Annotated in this window: 13 protein-coding genes and 1 other RNA gene; 1 reads left to right on the plus strand and 13 read right to left on the minus strand. The window is 44.7% G+C overall.

The genetic code is table 11. The annotated features are described in order from the left end of the window. The 11 genes from RT269_RS19275 to RT269_RS19325 form a co-directional block, all read right to left on the minus strand. Positions 1-439: RNA polymerase sigma factor region1.1 domain-containing protein (locus tag RT269_RS19275; protein WP_313185014.1), on the minus strand; the 439-nt coding region annotated here is incomplete at its 3' end. Positions 440-478: 39 nt separating this feature from the next. After that, on the minus strand, positions 479-2,248 hold the full coding sequence (dnaG, locus tag RT269_RS19280; RefSeq protein ID WP_313185016.1) for a DNA primase: 1,770 nt from the start codon (positions 2,246-2,248) through the stop codon (positions 479-481). A 93-nt stretch (positions 2,249-2,341) separates the two neighbouring features. Then, positions 2,342-3,352, minus strand: coding sequence for a deoxyguanosinetriphosphate triphosphohydrolase (locus RT269_RS19285; RefSeq protein ID WP_313185018.1), 1,011 nt, complete (start codon positions 3,350-3,352; stop codon positions 2,342-2,344). Positions 3,353-3,441: 89 nt separating this feature from the next. Next, the gene (locus tag RT269_RS19290; protein WP_313185020.1) at positions 3,442-4,272 is read right to left on the minus strand and encodes an AraC family transcriptional regulator; all 831 of its coding nucleotides are present in this window, start codon (positions 4,270-4,272) and stop codon (positions 3,442-3,444) included. Positions 4,273-4,353: 81 nt separating this feature from the next. Then, positions 4,354-6,057: a S8 family peptidase gene (locus RT269_RS19295; protein WP_313185022.1), complete on the minus strand. Its 1,704-nt coding sequence runs from the start codon at positions 6,055-6,057 to the stop codon at positions 4,354-4,356. 47 nt (positions 6,058-6,104) lie between these two features. Beyond that, the gene (locus RT269_RS19300) at positions 6,105-8,381 is read right to left on the minus strand and encodes a SpoIID/LytB domain-containing protein (protein WP_313185024.1); all 2,277 of its coding nucleotides are present in this window, start codon (positions 8,379-8,381) and stop codon (positions 6,105-6,107) included. Between the two features lie 9 nt (positions 8,382-8,390). After that, a complete protein-coding gene (locus tag RT269_RS19305) occupies positions 8,391-9,623 on the minus strand; it encodes an AI-2E family transporter (protein ID WP_313185026.1) in 1,233 nt (410 codons plus the stop codon). A 100-nt stretch (positions 9,624-9,723) separates the two neighbouring features. Beyond that, positions 9,724-9,903: non-coding RNA, 6S RNA (gene ssrS / locus RT269_RS19310), on the minus strand. Between the two features lie 91 nt (positions 9,904-9,994). After that, a complete protein-coding gene (locus RT269_RS19315) occupies positions 9,995-10,258 on the minus strand; it encodes an HPr family phosphocarrier protein (protein WP_313185027.1) in 264 nt (87 codons plus the stop codon). Between the two features lie 46 nt (positions 10,259-10,304). Continuing rightward, positions 10,305-10,949, minus strand: a complete 645-nt coding sequence (locus RT269_RS19320; protein WP_313185028.1) for an HAD family hydrolase — start codon at positions 10,947-10,949, stop codon at positions 10,305-10,307. Positions 10,950-11,068: 119 nt separating this feature from the next. Continuing rightward, positions 11,069-12,760: a phosphoenolpyruvate carboxykinase (ATP) gene (locus RT269_RS19325; RefSeq protein WP_313185029.1), complete on the minus strand. Its 1,692-nt coding sequence runs from the start codon at positions 12,758-12,760 to the stop codon at positions 11,069-11,071. A gap of 154 nt (positions 12,761-12,914) precedes the next feature. On the opposite strand from RT269_RS19325, the gene RT269_RS19330 reads away from it, so the two are divergent. Beyond that, positions 12,915-13,880 (plus strand): pectinesterase family protein, encoded by a 966-nt coding sequence (locus RT269_RS19330; RefSeq protein WP_313185031.1) that lies wholly within the window; start codon positions 12,915-12,917, stop codon positions 13,878-13,880. A gap of 52 nt (positions 13,881-13,932) precedes the next feature. Here RT269_RS19330 and RT269_RS19335 read toward each other — a convergent pair whose 3' ends face one another. Further along, complete coding sequence (locus RT269_RS19335) at positions 13,933-14,397, minus strand: YhcH/YjgK/YiaL family protein (RefSeq protein WP_313185032.1); 465 nt, start codon at positions 14,395-14,397, stop codon at positions 13,933-13,935. 104 nt (positions 14,398-14,501) lie between these two features. Further along, on the minus strand, positions 14,502-15,401 hold the full coding sequence (locus RT269_RS19340; RefSeq protein ID WP_313185034.1) for a cell wall hydrolase: 900 nt from the start codon (positions 15,399-15,401) through the stop codon (positions 14,502-14,504). Positions 15,402-15,511: the final 110 nt, after the last annotated feature.

Here is a 15,511-nt window from a genome sequence, read left to right on the forward strand (position 1 = left end):
CACTGGAAAGAAGAGGAACCTTGCCGATCTCCTTCAAATACATGCGGACCGGATCTTCCACACTGATACCTTCCGGAACAGATAAATCAATACTTTCCAAATCGATTTCTTCTTCTTCCTCGATATCTTCTTCAATGAACAGATCCTCATCAAGATCCAGATCCTCACCGCCGATTTGAAGTACATCTACCTTATTGCTTTCCAGAAAATCATAGATCTGATCCAGCTTATCCGAGTCTAAGTTCTCTCCCACAAAAAAATCCAGAACCTCCTGGTTTTCCAGTACATTCCGTTTCTTTTTTGCCAGGAGAAGAAGCTGATTTAATTTTTCCTCAAATGCAGCGGCTGACTCCAAAGCCTTAAGCTCTGCAGCCTGTTCCTCTTCCGTTTTTTTTGACTCCACCATTTTATCTGCTGCCTTCTTCACATTCTCGTCCATGTTCTTCCATCCTTCCACAGCCTGCCTATAGTGTACACCCTAATCCAGCGAAATATGCAAATCCTTTAGCGCAGCCTGTTCCTTTATAATATTCTGCAGTTCCAAAATCCCCGCTGCATGACGGCTGGCATAATCCAGACTGTTTTTTTTCACTTTCATAATTGTTTCCGAAAACGCCTTTTTTTGCTCTTCATTATCTAGGGACTCTTTTAAGCTCGCATGAAAAAGACCTGCGACTGCCCGGTATTGACCTTCATCATGAATGAAATGATTTAAGATCTCGGCCGGATTCAATGTTCCGGCAGCGTGTCCGTCAAAAACCATCCGTGCCACCTTGCGATACAGTTCTTCTATAAAATCATCGGGAGTAACCACTCCCTCAATCTTATCAAATAATAATGGATTTTCAATGAGCCAGGTGAGAAGCAGCCTTTGGGACTGCTTCACACCGTCTTCCTTTTCTTTTTTTCTCTGGTTTTTTAAGCTCACCTCTTCTTCCCTCTGAGCAGAAACCGATGATCCCAAAGAAGCGCCCAAGCGGTTGACCAGACGTTTTAAATCATCATAATTGATAAAATTTTCTCTGGATACCGCCTCCAAATAATTTTCACGTTCCAAGGCTTCCGGGAATTCCAGCAGTTTCCTGGCAACCTGATTATAAAATTCTGTTTTCTGCTCCGGATCATCCATTTTATAATTCTTTTTCAGAACATCAATTTCAAACAGGAAGCTGTTGCGGGCCTCATCAATCCGCTTACGGAATTCTTCTGCTCCCTGATTCTTTATGAACTCATCCGGGTCTTTATATGGCTGCATGTTAAGCACGCGAATGGAGATTCCCGCTTCCTTAAGAATGGGGATGGCACGGAGGGCAGCCTTAACGCCTGCGCCGTCGCTGTCATATGTAAGAACCACTTTATCCGTATACCGTTTTAAAAGCTGGGCATGCTGGGTGGTAAAAGCCGTTCCCAGAGAAGCCACCGCATTGGTAAAGCCGGCCTGGTGCATCGCGATCACATCCATGTAGCCCTCGCAGATCAATATGTACTTTTCCCGTGAAAGCCTGGCATAATTAAGACCATATAAATTCCGGCTTTTGTCAAAAAGCTTTGTCTCCGGCGAGTTTAAATACTTTGGTTCCCCGGCTCCCATGACCCTGCCGCCGAAACCAATGACCCGGCTGTTCACATCCATAATAGGAAACATGACCCGGTTCCAAAACTTATCATAGGTCCCCCGCTCCTCTATGGTCACAAGTCCGGTCTGCTTTAACAGGCTATCGTCATATCCCTTGCCCTTTAAATACCGGTAAAGATCATCGCTGGTTTTATTGGAGTAGCCAAGCCCGAACCTGGTTATAGTTTCGTCGCTTAACTGCCTGTCCCTTAAATAGCGGTAGCCAGTCTCACCCTGATGATTTTTAAGCTGGTAATAAAAGTAACTGGCGGCCAGCTTATTGATTTCCAAAAGAGTGGACTTAAGATCTTCCTGCTCTCTCGCCTCCTTGCTGTACTCTGCCGCAGGAAGCTTCACGCCTGAACGGTCTGCCAGAACCTTTAGGGCCTCAGAAAAGGAATAGTTTTCATATTCCATGATAAACGTCAGTACATTTCCGCCTGCACCGCAGCCAAAGCAGTAGTACATCTGTTTAGCAGGAGATACGGAAAAGGAAGGGGACTTTTCATTGTGAAAAGGACAGAGACCAAAATAATTGCTTCCCTTCTTCTGCAGCTTGACGTATCCCGAGATCACATCCACGATGTCATTCTTCATCCGGACCTCTTCAATTACTTCTTCCGAATATCGCATGAAGCTTCATTTCTCCTTTCCTCTTTTCCGGCCATGTATTTTGGCCATAAAGGTATACCCGCAGGGTGTTTCTCCTTTTCAGTTTCATTTGCTTCAAACCATTTTCCAAGCTTTAGGGACAAACAGCTCTTCAAATTTATCAATGGCAAATCTGTCACTCATGCCTGCAATGTAATCGCAGACCGCCTGTTCCCGGCTTTCCTGGCCTTCCTCCATTAAGGTGCGGTATTCCTCCGCAAGCTTGTCCGGGTGTTCCATATAGTAATTAAAAAGCATGACGATGAGATGCTGTGCTTTCCCCTCTTCTGCTTTTGGGATATCACTTTTATAAACGTTATCAAACATCCAGGTACGCAGCCCCTGCATGGCCTTCTCCATATCAGGAGACATTATGATCTCCGGCTTTCCATAGCTGTTGCGGATAATATCATGGATCAGATTGTTAAGTCTTTCACGAACACTGTTACCCAAAACGCCCGTATAGCACTCCGGCAGATCCTCTTCCACAAACATCTTTGCCCTGATGGCATCGTCGATGTCATGGTTGATGTAGGCAATCTTATCCGACAGGCGGACAATGCCCCCTTCCAAGGTGGAAGGGTGGCCGCTGGTTCGGTGATTTAAGATTCCATCCCGGACCTCCCAGGTGAGGTTTAAGCCTATGCCGTCCTTTTCCAAAACCTCTACTACCCGTACACTTTGCTTATAATGGGCAAAGCCCTGGGAGCAGATCTTATTCAAAATCGCTTCCCCGGAATGGCCGAATGGGGTATGGCCCAGATCATGAGCCAAAGCTATGGCCTCTGTTAAGTCCTCGTTCATGCGCAGAGATTTTGCTATGGTTCTGGCTATCTGGGATACTTCCAGGGTATGAGTCAGCCTGGTTCTGTAATGATCTCCTTCCGGTGCCAGAAAAACCTGGGTTTTATGTTTCAGCCTGCGAAATGCCTTGCAGTGAATGATCCGGTCCCGGTCCCGTTGGTAGGCAGTCCGGATATCACAAGCCTCCTCTTCCCGCTCTCTTCCTTTGCTGTTCTTGCTGAAAGCGGCATAAGGACTTAAATATGCTTCCTCCCATTGTTCAGTGGATTCCCTGATATTCATACAATCACATCCTTCGCACAAAGTTATGGTACATTATATCATATTTTCAATAATTATAACACCCTATATTAAAATAATTGCAATGTCCGTCATCTGCCTGCATCCAGATATTTCCTGTATTCACTGGGAAGACAGCCATACCGCTTCTTAAATGCCTTGGAAAAGGCCCTGCTGTCCGGAAATCCATGCTTCATGGCGATCTCACCAATCTCACCGCCGGTCCCTACCAATTCCCGGACCGCATATTTGACACGCAGGTCAATGAGATAGGTACGGTAATTGACCTGCGCATATTTTTGGAAAATTCTGGACAAATAGGTAGGGCTGAAGCCAAAACGCCCTGCCACCTCGTCAAGCTTTAAGTCCTGGTCATAATTTTCTCTCATATACTGAGTCACCTTTGACAGCTTGTCGAGCTGCTTTTTCTGGCGGATAACCTCCTTATCCATGGTCTCCGCTTTAAATTCCGTAACCAAAAGATACAAAAGTTCATAGAACAGGCTTTTTACCTTCAGACTATAACCATATTCCTGTTCCTCATATATGGAAAACATGGAAATCACCAGCTGGGTCAGTCTCTTATTTTGGACCTCATCCTTTTTCTCAAAATTCACATAGTTTTCTTCTCCCATGTACTCCTCAAAGGTTTCCGCCGGTATTTGAAGAACTATGGTGATATTAGGATTCGGACATTCAATGGAATGAACTTCATTGGAATTGACCAGCACAAAATCCTGTTTCTCAAGAGATAGGTGGCTGTTGTTGATATAAAAATCAATCCTGCCCTCCTGAACCAGAAAAATCTCAACGGAATGATGCCAGTGTTTCGTGACCTTGTAATTTCCATCTCTTCCCTCAAAAATAAACAACCGGAAAGGCAAATCATCATTGGGAATGACCAGTTCATGCCTGACTTCCATTTCACACCTCCCCAAAAGTACTGATTCTATTATAAATCATTTTGCTTATTTTTCCAATGGCTTTTCATCTTCCTGTCCATGCTATACGGGAAGGCTGTCGCTTACGCATAAAGCTCCGTATCCAAGCTCAGGATTGGGATATCTCGTGATTCCGGGCAGGGGCCTGGCACCGCGAATGAAATAAGCCTTAACCTTTTCCCCGAACAGAAACGGATCCCTTCCATCCACAATTCCCCACTGCATCAAAAGGGCTGCGCTGCCGGTGACAAAAGGGGTTGCAAAGGACGTACCTGTTACCGATTCATATCCGCCTCCGGCCCTTGCCGCAATGACCCCCACTCCGGGAGCAACCAGATCCGGCTTTACCAGATTGGTTCTCCTGGTAAATCCTCTGCCGGAAAAATCCGCATAAGACTGATAAGTATCATCATAAGCCCCCACGGAAATGACCTTGTTGGCCGTAGATGGAATGGTCAAAGTGGTTTCAGGCGTGGCTCTTAAAAACCTGGTAGACTCGCTCAGCACTCCGGCGGATGGGAGCCAGAGATCGTATTTGCCTTCCACGATCTGTCTGGGAGTCAGGCGGAATTTCCATATCCCGCTGTCGATATAGGTATCGATGGGAAGGAAATCCATATAAACTTCCTGTGCCACACTGTAAGGTCCAGGCTTCCCATAGTACAGCAAAATCCTTGTATTTCCATAGTTCAGGGTCTGAGGTCCCAGGCTGCTGCTGATGGGGCCGATCACCACTCCGGAAGGTGTTATAACGCTGATATCAAATAAATCCGCATAGGATTTCCAAAGCTGCACACTAAAGCTTCGCTGGTATCCTCCAACACTCAGCTCAATCTCCTCAGGACTGGACATTGTCAGGGCTCCGGAAATATGGCCGCCTGCCACCCCTTCGTTACCTGTTCCTACCACAATCACTGTCCTCCCGTAATTGGATAAGTCGTCAAGAAATGTCTCTAAAAGGCTGGTGCCGTCATGGGATCCATAAGTATTTCCAAAGCTTAAGTTGATGGCCAGGGGCATCTGCATACTAACAGCTTGTTGTACTGCAAAATTGACCGCACGCATAAGTTCTGTGGTCCTGGGAAATCCGCCTTCCTGAGGAACTCCTAGCTTTACAACTAAAAGCGGGCTTTCAAAAGCGATTCCCCGGTATTGTCCCCTGTTTTCCCTTCCGTTTCCGGCCGCTATGGATGCCACGGCTGTGCCATGGCCGGAGATATCTACGGTCGGAACCAGCCTGTTGGCCTCTGTCCTGCTTCCGGTAGCCAAAGCGGCATTGATTTCTTCAGCCGTGAACACCCGGTCCAGAGTCTGATCCCACAACGCTACGATTCTGGTCGTACCGTCATCATTCCGGAAATCAGCGTGGTAATAATCAATCCCCGAATCAATGATGGCTACCAAAACTCCCCTTCCGGTAAGAGAATTACTTCCCTGCTGGAGCAGATTGACACAAGAGGCCGACTTTGCCTGATTGATGGCAAAAAACAGCCTCTTTGGTTTCTCTACATATTCGATTTGAGGCAAGGCACTTAACTGGTCAATTAGGGATTCCGGAACTGTAAGTATGGAGTATTCGTTTACCATTTGCTCCACCCGGATTCCCACCAGGGACAGATTGCTTATATCTCCGGAATGCTTAACAATCACATCCCATGATTTTTCCTCGGGATTATATCCTACATTTAAATTGCCTGATTTTTCACGCTCTTCAGGAGTTGCGCTGAGGGCAAGATTTAACAGGACTTCCAGCTTTTGATCTTGCATACGACATTCCTGTGCTTTTTTATCATCCTACGCTGGAACTGTCATTCTCATTCCTTACTCTGCTCTGCTTCCCGCACTTCCGTGTCATGATAGAAGAATTTTAAGATATCCTCAAAATTCTTTCCGCTCTTTGCCATGGCCTGAGCCCCATTCTGACTCATTCCCACACCATGCCCAAAACCTCCCCCATAAATATGAAAGGTTGTAATGTTATTGTCATCAACGCCCTGATTTTCTATTGCAATATAGGCGCTGGGAAGGGAATCAAAATTCTTCATGAGCGTACCATCAAGCTTAGTAATGCTCATATATTTATTGCCAAGCTTTGCCCTTACCTGTCCTTCCCCATTGATGGTCATGACGCCGTCGGATCCCTCGACCCTTAATTTCTTAACAATTCCGCCTACTCCCCGTTCTGTTACAGTAATGTTTAAGATCGACCCGACTTCGGTGATCTCTTCCTCCAGCTGCCGGTTCGTGACGGTGGTCTCCCATCGGTACATGGGGAACCCTGAATCAAAGGCAGGATAATCTTTTTTCTTTATAAATTCATCAAAATCAGAATTTGTCGACAGATTCAATACTCCACTATTTTCCTGAAGAAGACTGCCATCAAGATAGGGGAAACTGGCCGGATCTCCTCCCCATATGCTGCCGTCGGTTGTATGTCCGCAAGAGGTTGAAAAATAAAAGGCCTCAATTGGTTTATCATCATAAAACAACAGCTTTCCATAAGTCTCACGTACCGCTTCTTCTGTTTTTGATGCGGCCTGCAGATTGTTATAAACCTGGAATCTGGTGCTGTCATCCACATGAGCTCCGTATTTGCTGTAGGTGTTGCTCTGGATCTGACGGAACGCATAGGTTCTGGCACAAACAGCCTGGGCTTTTAAGGCTTCCTTTTCATAGCTGTCAGGCATCTCGCTGGGAACAACCTTTGTTAAATAATCCTCCAGGTACAACTCATTGACTAAAAGCAGCCCATCGGCTTCCTTACGTATCTCAATCGTTCCGTCATAGGCCGGGGTGCCAAAGGACCTCTGGATGGAATTAACGGAAATGGAATCTCCTTTTTCTAGTGGTGCTATTACAATCCGTCCATCCTTCAGCCGCTCATCTGAGGTATCAATAATCACTTCTGCCTTTGGAGGCACCTTTACCTCCTTCTCGCCATAGGTCAATAACAGGCCGCTTTCAGCAGACAGAGTTACGGACGGATGGAAGATTGACTGGAAATTGGTGCTCATCAAAAGAACACGAATGCTCTTTGCATCAAATTCCCTTACCAGCAAGGCAGCACATATCCTGCCATGGGCAACAACAAAATCCTGTATATCATATCCTACCAGAATATCGGTGACACTGCGCTCTTCAAACTGACCGTATAACCGGTATACTTTAAAATCTTTATCCAGTTTTAAGCTGCCATATCCCTCAACCTCAACAGAATCATCCTTCACCGCAAGAACCTTCCCCGATATCTTCTTTTTCTTCAGGGTGACCTTTTGAAGGCTTCCTCTTTTTAAACTGATATCCGCAATATTATTGGCAAAATCCTCCGGCTGCCCCAAAGAGGCCTCAAGGGGAAAGGTACGTTCCACGGACCCTAAGTATACGCCGAACGTTCCACCCGTTCCAGTGGTAAGCCAGACATTTTTATAGGTTATGGAATCTGTTACCGCTTCTTTTAATGCAATGATCTCATTGCCCTTTACCAGGAGCTTTAACTCCCAGTCTATGTAAGAATCCAGGCTGATGCCCTCAAACTGAAAATTTCCCTCGCTGGTATAAGCAGTCCAGGCTGTTGCAGTTTTTACATTGGTAGGAGTGCCGTAAAGAAACACATCAAGCACTCTGATCGTTCCTTCCTTATCCAGTGCCTGCCTTAATTCTTCATACAAATACCACCATTGATCAGCAGGAAGCTTCTTATTTTGTTTTTTGCTGCTTTCATGAATCTTCTTTCCTGAACCGGGAACCAGAGCTTCCGCCAGGCTTTCCGCCTCTTTGTAGGTCAGAAAACCTTCCGCAGCATCACTTTTAGCCGGAATTTCATGAGGGTCAAGATAACCGCCTGCATACAGGTAATTCATGTATTTCACATACCAGTTATTCTGTTCCTTTTCCGGAAAGTATTCCTGGCTATGTTCCTTCAGCATTTTTTCACAGCTTTCTCTATCGGTAAGAAGAAGAGCAGCCGACTTATATGCTACCCCCCTTGATATTCCCTCCGGTTCCGGTTCATTTACCAGAATAATAATAATGAGAATCAAAACCAAAAGAGGAATACCGACTATAAATCCGATAAATGTCTTTTTATTCATGCGCTCCTCTTATCTCATATAAGTTTTTTTGTTTTCATCAATCCGCTCTAAGTCAAAATAGTCCACCGTTTTTAGGGAGAGATCCTTTTTCGTCAGAGAACGGTTCACCAGCCTTGAAACCACACTGTAAAACACAGCAAAGGTCGGCACTGCAATGATCATTCCCACAAAACCAAACAGTCCGCCAAAAAGCAGGATGGAAAACAGTACCCAAAAGCTGGGAAGCCCCGTGGATTGTCCCAATATTTTCGGACCCAGGATATTTCCATCAAACTGCTGGAGCAAAAGAATGAATATCAGGAAATACAGACACTTAATCGGGCTGACCAGCAGGATTAAAAATGCACTGGGAATGGCTCCGATAAACGGACCGAAAAAGGGAATCACATTGGTTACCCCCACAATCACGCTTACTAACAGAGTGTAAGGCATATTCATAGCGTTCAAAAGGAAAAAGCACATAATCCCGATAATCAGGGAATCTAAAATCTTTCCCGTTATGAACCCGCCAAACACCCGGTGAACAAAACGGATTTCATCGATTGCCTGATTAGCCGTTTTAATAGGAAATATACTGTAAATGATCTTTTTGCCCTGAGCAGAAAGCGTTCCCTTTATGTTCAGGAGATAAACCATTACGATTACACCGATCAGTATATTTTTAAGAACCAGTACCACGCTTAGCAGTCCGCTGGAAAGGCTGCCGATCAACATGGACATGTTGGGGACCAGATCAGAGGTCATCCAGTTTTGCAGCTGGCCTGTCAGCCGGTCATATATAGGAATGACCGCCCGTTCCACAGAAGGATTATCCTCAAGCATCTTCTGAAGCCACAGAGCCAGATCATTCATATTCTCACCCAGTGATTCCTGGAGTCCCATGACGCTTGTATAAATCTGAGGGATGATCATCCAGAAAAGTCCGACTACTATCACAAACAGAAAAATCAGGCTGACCACAGTTCCCGCGGCCCGGGATATGGACTTCACCCCATTCCTGTTTTTCCATCTGGAAGAAAGCAGGCACACCGTAATGTCTCTGGACTTGTTATATACCGGCAGTAAAAGATATGCGAGGACTGCCCCGTAAATGACAGGCATAAGAATCCCCACAACTATTTTTACCGTACCCTTCACAGCCTGGAATCTGGAAAGAAAAAAGGCAAAGGTTATGCTCAATGAAATAACGGAAAGTGCTGTGACTCCCAAGCATATATAATTCCGAAATTTTGTCTCTTTCATAAAATTCTCCTAAGTTTTTAAGATTGACTATTGTCTATCCTATACTCTACCATACTTTTACATAAAATTAAAGCAGCGATTTCTCGCTGCTTTTTTCTTTGGTAACCCCAAAATGCCGGTTCTTACTTATTGACGCCTAGCCTTGCTAGGTGGGCAACCTCACTCAGGTTTCTGCCTTCCACTGCAAACGGAGGCTTGACATCCACCTGAAAATATCGGAATCCCATGAGTCATAATGTAGGTTCAAAAAAGGTAAGAGTGTCGCACATTTCAGGAATTACTATCCCATATTTTCTATGGTCTTAGTATACACTACTTTGTTTTGTTTTTCAAGTTCCTTTTCCTGTCAGTTTTGATTTTAATCTATTGGATCAGACAGCAAGATGTTTGCTGCCAAGCAGTCTTCCATGCTCTACATACAGTTCCAGAAGTCTTAAAAGAGAGTCGCTGGAGTCTTCTTGAATGATCAGTTCCAACCCTTCCGCAGTGGCCAAAGACAGCACAGAAAGCAACGATTTTGCGTTTACCGTTCTATCACCGCAGGCCAAATTTATTTTTTCTTTACACGCTCCCGCAATTGAGACAAATTCCAGGATGGAATCAACTCCCCAGAATCCAATCTCCACCTTTTTCATCTCTTGTATTCCTCCTGTTAAAATGTTAGAGACCTAGTATAACATACTATAATAGATTCTGCAAATCAAAAATTGTTTCTGCCAGAACATCCGCTCCGGCTTCCGTAAGCTCCTGCCGGCTTCCGTAACCGTACAACACTCCTACCGACGCAATTCCGGTTTCTTTTGCCCCCAAAACATCATGCTTCCTGTCTCCGATCATCACCGTCTTGTCCAAATCGGTAATTCCGCTTTCCTTTAAAACATAACGGATCACATCTGCCTTTTTTACCCTGGTTTCATCCATGTCGGCGCCTCCTATAAATAAAAAGCAGGAATCCAACTCAAAATGCTCAAGGATCATCCGGACAAACACTTCCGGCTTTGAGGAAGCCACATAAAGCTTTTTCCCTGCCTTAAGAAGAGACTGCAGTACACCCAAAACTCCTTCATAGGCCTTATTTTCATACAATCCTTTTTCCGAAAAATATTCCCGGTAAATATCAATGGCCTTTCTTGCCTGTTCCTCGCTAAAGCCAAAATACTCCATGTAGCTGTCTTTTAAAGGCGGCCCGATAAAGCAGCAAAGCTCATCTAAATTCTCCACCTCAATCCCAAAATGCCGGAGGCTATACTGGACAGACTTCGTTATACCCTCTTTGGGATCCGTAAGAGTTCCATCTAAATCAAACAACAAATATTCTTTATTCATGGTGCCTCCTGTATCGTGAAATTAAGAAAAACACGCTTTGCATGTTTTTCTTAGCTGACGTGGTATCCGCGCAAAAACAGAGACGAAAAAGGAAGCTCCTTTTTCGTCTCTATGAAATTTTATTTTAATTCTTCAACAATTTTCTGAAGTGCTGCCAGGGCATCATCCGGAAGCTTGTCATAGCCTTCCTTAACCGTGGCAATATTGGCAACGAATTTCACCCGGTCTTCCATACGGGCCTTTAACTGCTCTGCATAAGCGGCATCGTGAAGATCCGGAACAAATCCTTCCCACTCAAAGATTTCAATATCAGAGAAAGGTCCCCATTGTTTGAACTGGGCAGTCTTATCCACAATGGCTTCCAGGATGCCTAAGGTATCCTTTGGCTGAACCTTCTTGCCCATGAAATCACCAGTGTTGATAATATAGCAATCTACGTTCTTCTCTTCCACCAGTTTTTTAAATTTCTCATAATCATTGGCCAGAGGATAGGTTCTGAATGGGTTGGCATAAGGCACAACTACCAGAGCATTGGGATCAGCTCCCGGTGCCAGTCTTTCCGCTGTTGATCTCTTTGTTGCAAGAGTTGCACCCATAACAGATGCCAGGGAAGCGCCTTTTAATTTTACTACCGGCGGAATGGTAGGATCCTTCATGATCCAGAAGATCGCATTAACCGGTGCTTCGATCTTATCCACACGGTTGGGAGACCACAGTTTTGATTTGATGGCACGTCCATTGCCGTTTCTGATATCCTCTGTTACCAGCTGGATCTTTCCGTCTTCGTCTAAGGTACAGGAACAGTTCTGGGCAGTTAAGAGAAATTTATTATCTTCACAGCCGGTCGGATAATCCTGTGTTTTATCAAAATATGTAGGTTCTATTGCCACGGATGAGCAGGTGTCGGTATTGATAATGAATGCATCGTCATGGAGAACGGTAACATCATATTTTCCGCCATGCTTTGCATGGGTAATGGTGGATTTTCCTGAGCCGGATAAGCCAAATACAGATGCAACATATTTGGAACCATCGGTTAAGTTGTATTCTTTCTGTCCGCCGTGGCAGGAAGCATATCCGTTGCGGTTAGCAAGAGCCCATACCATAGTAAGGGTGCCTTTTTTGTGCTCTCCGAAGTATCTCATACCCAGGATTGCCGCACAGTTCTGGTCCGTATTAAAGTAGCATAAACATTTCGGATCGCTTAAACAGGACAGATCTACTCCAGGACGGTCGGAACCATTCCACTGAGGATCAGAGAAGATATAGATATCTGCTTCTTTTCCATCGCCGACTGGTTTAGAAGCTTTATACATTTTCGCATATTCATCAGACATATACTGGAAGTTCAGCATCCAGTTATACAGAATATTTTCTTCGCCTTCCGGAATAAGGAGATGTACCTTCACCATGAATTCAGGATCAAGTCCGGCATAAACCTCTGCATGATACATTGTTTTCCAACGGGTTTCATAAACTGCATCCATAACAACTTTGTCAAGAGCGCCGCAGTTTACACCGGGTTCTCCTGCGATTCTTCTCGCAGTTGCATAGCGTCCGGTAATCGCACCATCGTTAAATAAGAGAACCTTGGCATCTTTATCAAGACCAAATTCCTCTCCCCTGTATACAGGCATGTCCGTTACCACAGTTCCTGGTGAATTCTTCGCCAGTTCATATGCCTCTCTAAGTGTATTAACCTTAATTACGTTGTTTCCATAAAACGGAGCTTCAATGATCGAACGCGTAGTTGCAAAACCTGGTTGGCCTTTTCCAATTTCATTGATTGGATAATATGCTTTTGTTGACATAGAAAATTCCTCCTTTTATAAAATCCAAATTTGTCACTATTATCTCACTTTGTTAAGAAAAAGTCAATGATTATCATTGCAATTTTCCAAAAAAATGGATATATTATATATATATTATGCATTTTGTGTACAATAAGCAAAAGAAAGGATAATTATGATTCATATTTCAAAAGATGGTACAGGAGATTTTGCAAGTATTGGAGAGGCACTTCGTTCTCTTCCATCGGATCATACTGAGGAACAGGTCCTCTACATACACAAGGGATTTTACGAAGAGCAGATTGCCGTAACGGTTCCTCACGTAACCTTTGTCGGGGAAGATGCAAAAAGCACCATTCTCTCCTACGGCCTTTATGCCCGCATGACCATGGAGGATGGGATGAAGCGGGGCACCTTCCGCACCTATTCCTGCCTGATCGATACCCATGATTTTACCGCCAGGAATCTTACATTTGAAAACAGTGCGGGCATTGGTACCGATGTTGGGCAGGCTTTGGCCCTTTATGCCGATGGAGACCGGTTGCTTTTTGAAAACTGCCGTTTCTTAGGAAACCAGGATACTCTTTTTACAGGTCCCCTTCCTCCAAAGGAAATCGAGCCCAATGGTCTTATCGGACCAAAGCAGCATTCCCCCCGGATCAACGGCCGGCACTATTATAAAAACTGTTACTTAGAAGGGGATATTGACTTTATTTTCGGCAGCGCAACCGCTTATTTTGAAGGCTGCACCTTCTTTTCCAAATATACGGGAATGGAGATCAGCAGCTATGTAACTGCCGCCTCCACTCCAAAGGGACAGGAATATGGCTATGTCATGGAAAAATGCCGCTTTGAAAGCAACTGCCCCGCTGACAACGCTTACCTTGGACGTCCATGGAGAGAGTATGGAAAAACGGTGCTGATCAACTGCTTTCTGGATGATCATATCTGCAAAGAAGGCTGGCATGACTGGAACAAGGAAGCTGCCCATAAACATACCTTCTATGGTGAATACGGCAGTTACGGCCCTGGTGCCGTGATGGAAAAACGACCGGACTGGATTCACCGGCTGACAGAAACTGATCTTAAAAGCTTCACAAAAGAAGCCGTTCTGTCTGGTCCTGACAACTGGAATCCATAAAACGAAAACGGGAGCTGATCCCTTGTAAAAAGGATCGGACCCCGTTTTTAATTTAGTTCTCTTTGATCTTAACAATCACTTTTTTAATCAAAGCCGGTTCACTTACAGCTGCTTTTGGCTTATGACCATCCCAGGGATTGAAAATCATATATTCTCCAGCTTTTACAACTACTTTTAAGCCTGGATTTTCATTGTCGTAAAATACAACATCTTTTTCTTCGTTATAAGGTACCTTTTCATTCAGTTCATCGATCCGTGCATATGTCATGGTTTCAGAACCGGATATCACATATTGAATATCTGTGTAATTATGGTGAGCTTCATACTTGGCTTCCTCCCAGGGAACCGTTGTATACTCTGTTACATTCGCAAAAACATTCTTGCCGTCAATCTCATATTTGCCTGGCGCCAGGCTCTCTAAATCAGTGTTCTTAAGAAAATCAACTGCCTTTTCGTATCTTCCGTCCACTCCAAGGCTTCTGTAAAAATCAAGGTTTTTTGCTGAATCAAAAATCATAATCATACTCTCCTTTTATGTATCGTCTAGTTTGGCCGCAGATTCCAATGGTACCTGCTATGCACATATAGTATACACCTTAAGCAGAATATTCTACAATGTTTTTATTTAAAAAATTCATGGTTGCCATGCTGAAATAAATAAGTCAGATGGGAATCAAACCAGCTGATAGCACCTCTCCGGGAGCCTCCCCGATTCATAAAATACAGGGCCCCGCTTGAATAATCCTCTCCTGCCAGCGCACGGTCAACACACTGTTTCGTATCATCTGTCACTTTTACGGAATTAATACTTCCGTTTGATACCGGTGAAAACTGGGAGGGTTCATAGACGACTCCTTTCACCGTGTCGGGAAATTTTCCGCTCTTTACGCGGTTAATAATGACATTGGCCACAAGGATCTTACCCTTGTCATCGCAAATACCGGCTTCCGCCTGCACGATCCTCAGCAAGACCTGATAATCGTCCTGAGTCACCGACGTTGAATGGGCGGCCTTTTCTTCCTCTGCCTTCTTTGCTGCCTCTTCTGCCGCTTTCTTTGCTTCTGCCGCTTTTTTAGCTGCTTCTTCTGCCTGCCGTTTAGCCTCTTCTTCCATGGCGATCTTCGTATTGATTCGCTCAATCTCCGCCTTGGACTCCTCCGCCTGTTCCTGTTTCTGGATCACATCTTTCTCCAGGAAATCACCGGCCAGCTGTTGTGCCTGCATTCTGACTTCCGTAAGTTTTATTTGGGCTTTTTCCTGGGTAACGGTTTCTTCTTTCACTGTTTCATCTTTCAAATCTTCTTTATCCGGAGAGTCTTCTGACTCCGGCGTTTCCGCAAATACCGTTAAAGCATTTCTGCCGCCGCTTCCAAATCCTGCTGAGGTAAACGCCACAACAGTAATAATTGCCGCACCCGCCATAAAAACTGCGGAAGAACGATACATCCGCTTTGTGACCTTAAAGGACATCCCTCTGAAGAATTGACAAATCTGCTGAAGGATAGAGCGTAGTGTAAGCATATATACACCTCTTTCTCTTATATCACTTGCCTGGGCTGGGTTACATTCCACAGCCGTTTCCTGGTGACGTCCGTAATTATAGAAGAAGCCTGCTAAAAAAGTCAATGGCT

The organism is Lacrimispora sp. (assembly GCF_032078915.1).
Classification (GTDB): domain Bacteria; phylum Bacillota; class Clostridia; order Lachnospirales; family Lachnospiraceae; genus Lacrimispora.

What these genes read in the sequence shown, in the direction of transcription:
- dnaG (WP_313185016.1), bottom strand. Translation starts at nt 2,248, where the DNA reads ATGCGATATTCGGAAGAAGTAATTGAAGAGGTCCGGATGAAGAATGAC.
- RT269_RS19285 (WP_313185018.1), bottom strand. Translation starts at nt 3,352, where the DNA reads ATGAATATCAGGGAATCCACTGAACAATGGGAGGAAGCATATTTAAGT.
- RT269_RS19290 (WP_313185020.1), bottom strand. Translation starts at nt 4,272, where the DNA reads ATGGAAGTCAGGCATGAACTGGTCATTCCCAATGATGATTTGCCTTTC.
- RT269_RS19295 (WP_313185022.1), bottom strand. Translation starts at nt 6,057, where the DNA reads ATGCAAGATCAAAAGCTGGAAGTCCTGTTAAATCTTGCCCTCAGCGCA.
- RT269_RS19300 (WP_313185024.1), bottom strand. Translation starts at nt 8,381, where the DNA reads ATGAATAAAAAGACATTTATCGGATTTATAGTCGGTATTCCTCTTTTG.
- RT269_RS19305 (WP_313185026.1), bottom strand. Translation starts at nt 9,623, where the DNA reads ATGAAAGAGACAAAATTTCGGAATTATATATGCTTGGGAGTCACAGCA.
- RT269_RS19315 (WP_313185027.1), bottom strand. Translation starts at nt 10,258, where the DNA reads ATGAAAAAGGTGGAGATTGGATTCTGGGGAGTTGATTCCATCCTGGAA.
- RT269_RS19320 (WP_313185028.1), bottom strand. Translation starts at nt 10,949, where the DNA reads ATGAATAAAGAATATTTGTTGTTTGATTTAGATGGAACTCTTACGGAT.
- RT269_RS19325 (WP_313185029.1), bottom strand. Translation starts at nt 12,760, where the DNA reads ATGTCAACAAAAGCATATTATCCAATCAATGAAATTGGAAAAGGCCAA.
- RT269_RS19330 (WP_313185031.1), top strand. Translation starts at nt 12,915, where the DNA reads ATGATTCATATTTCAAAAGATGGTACAGGAGATTTTGCAAGTATTGGA.
- RT269_RS19335 (WP_313185032.1), bottom strand. Translation starts at nt 14,397, where the DNA reads ATGATTTTTGATTCAGCAAAAAACCTTGATTTTTACAGAAGCCTTGGA.
- RT269_RS19340 (WP_313185034.1), bottom strand. Translation starts at nt 15,401, where the DNA reads ATGCTTACACTACGCTCTATCCTTCAGCAGATTTGTCAATTCTTCAGA.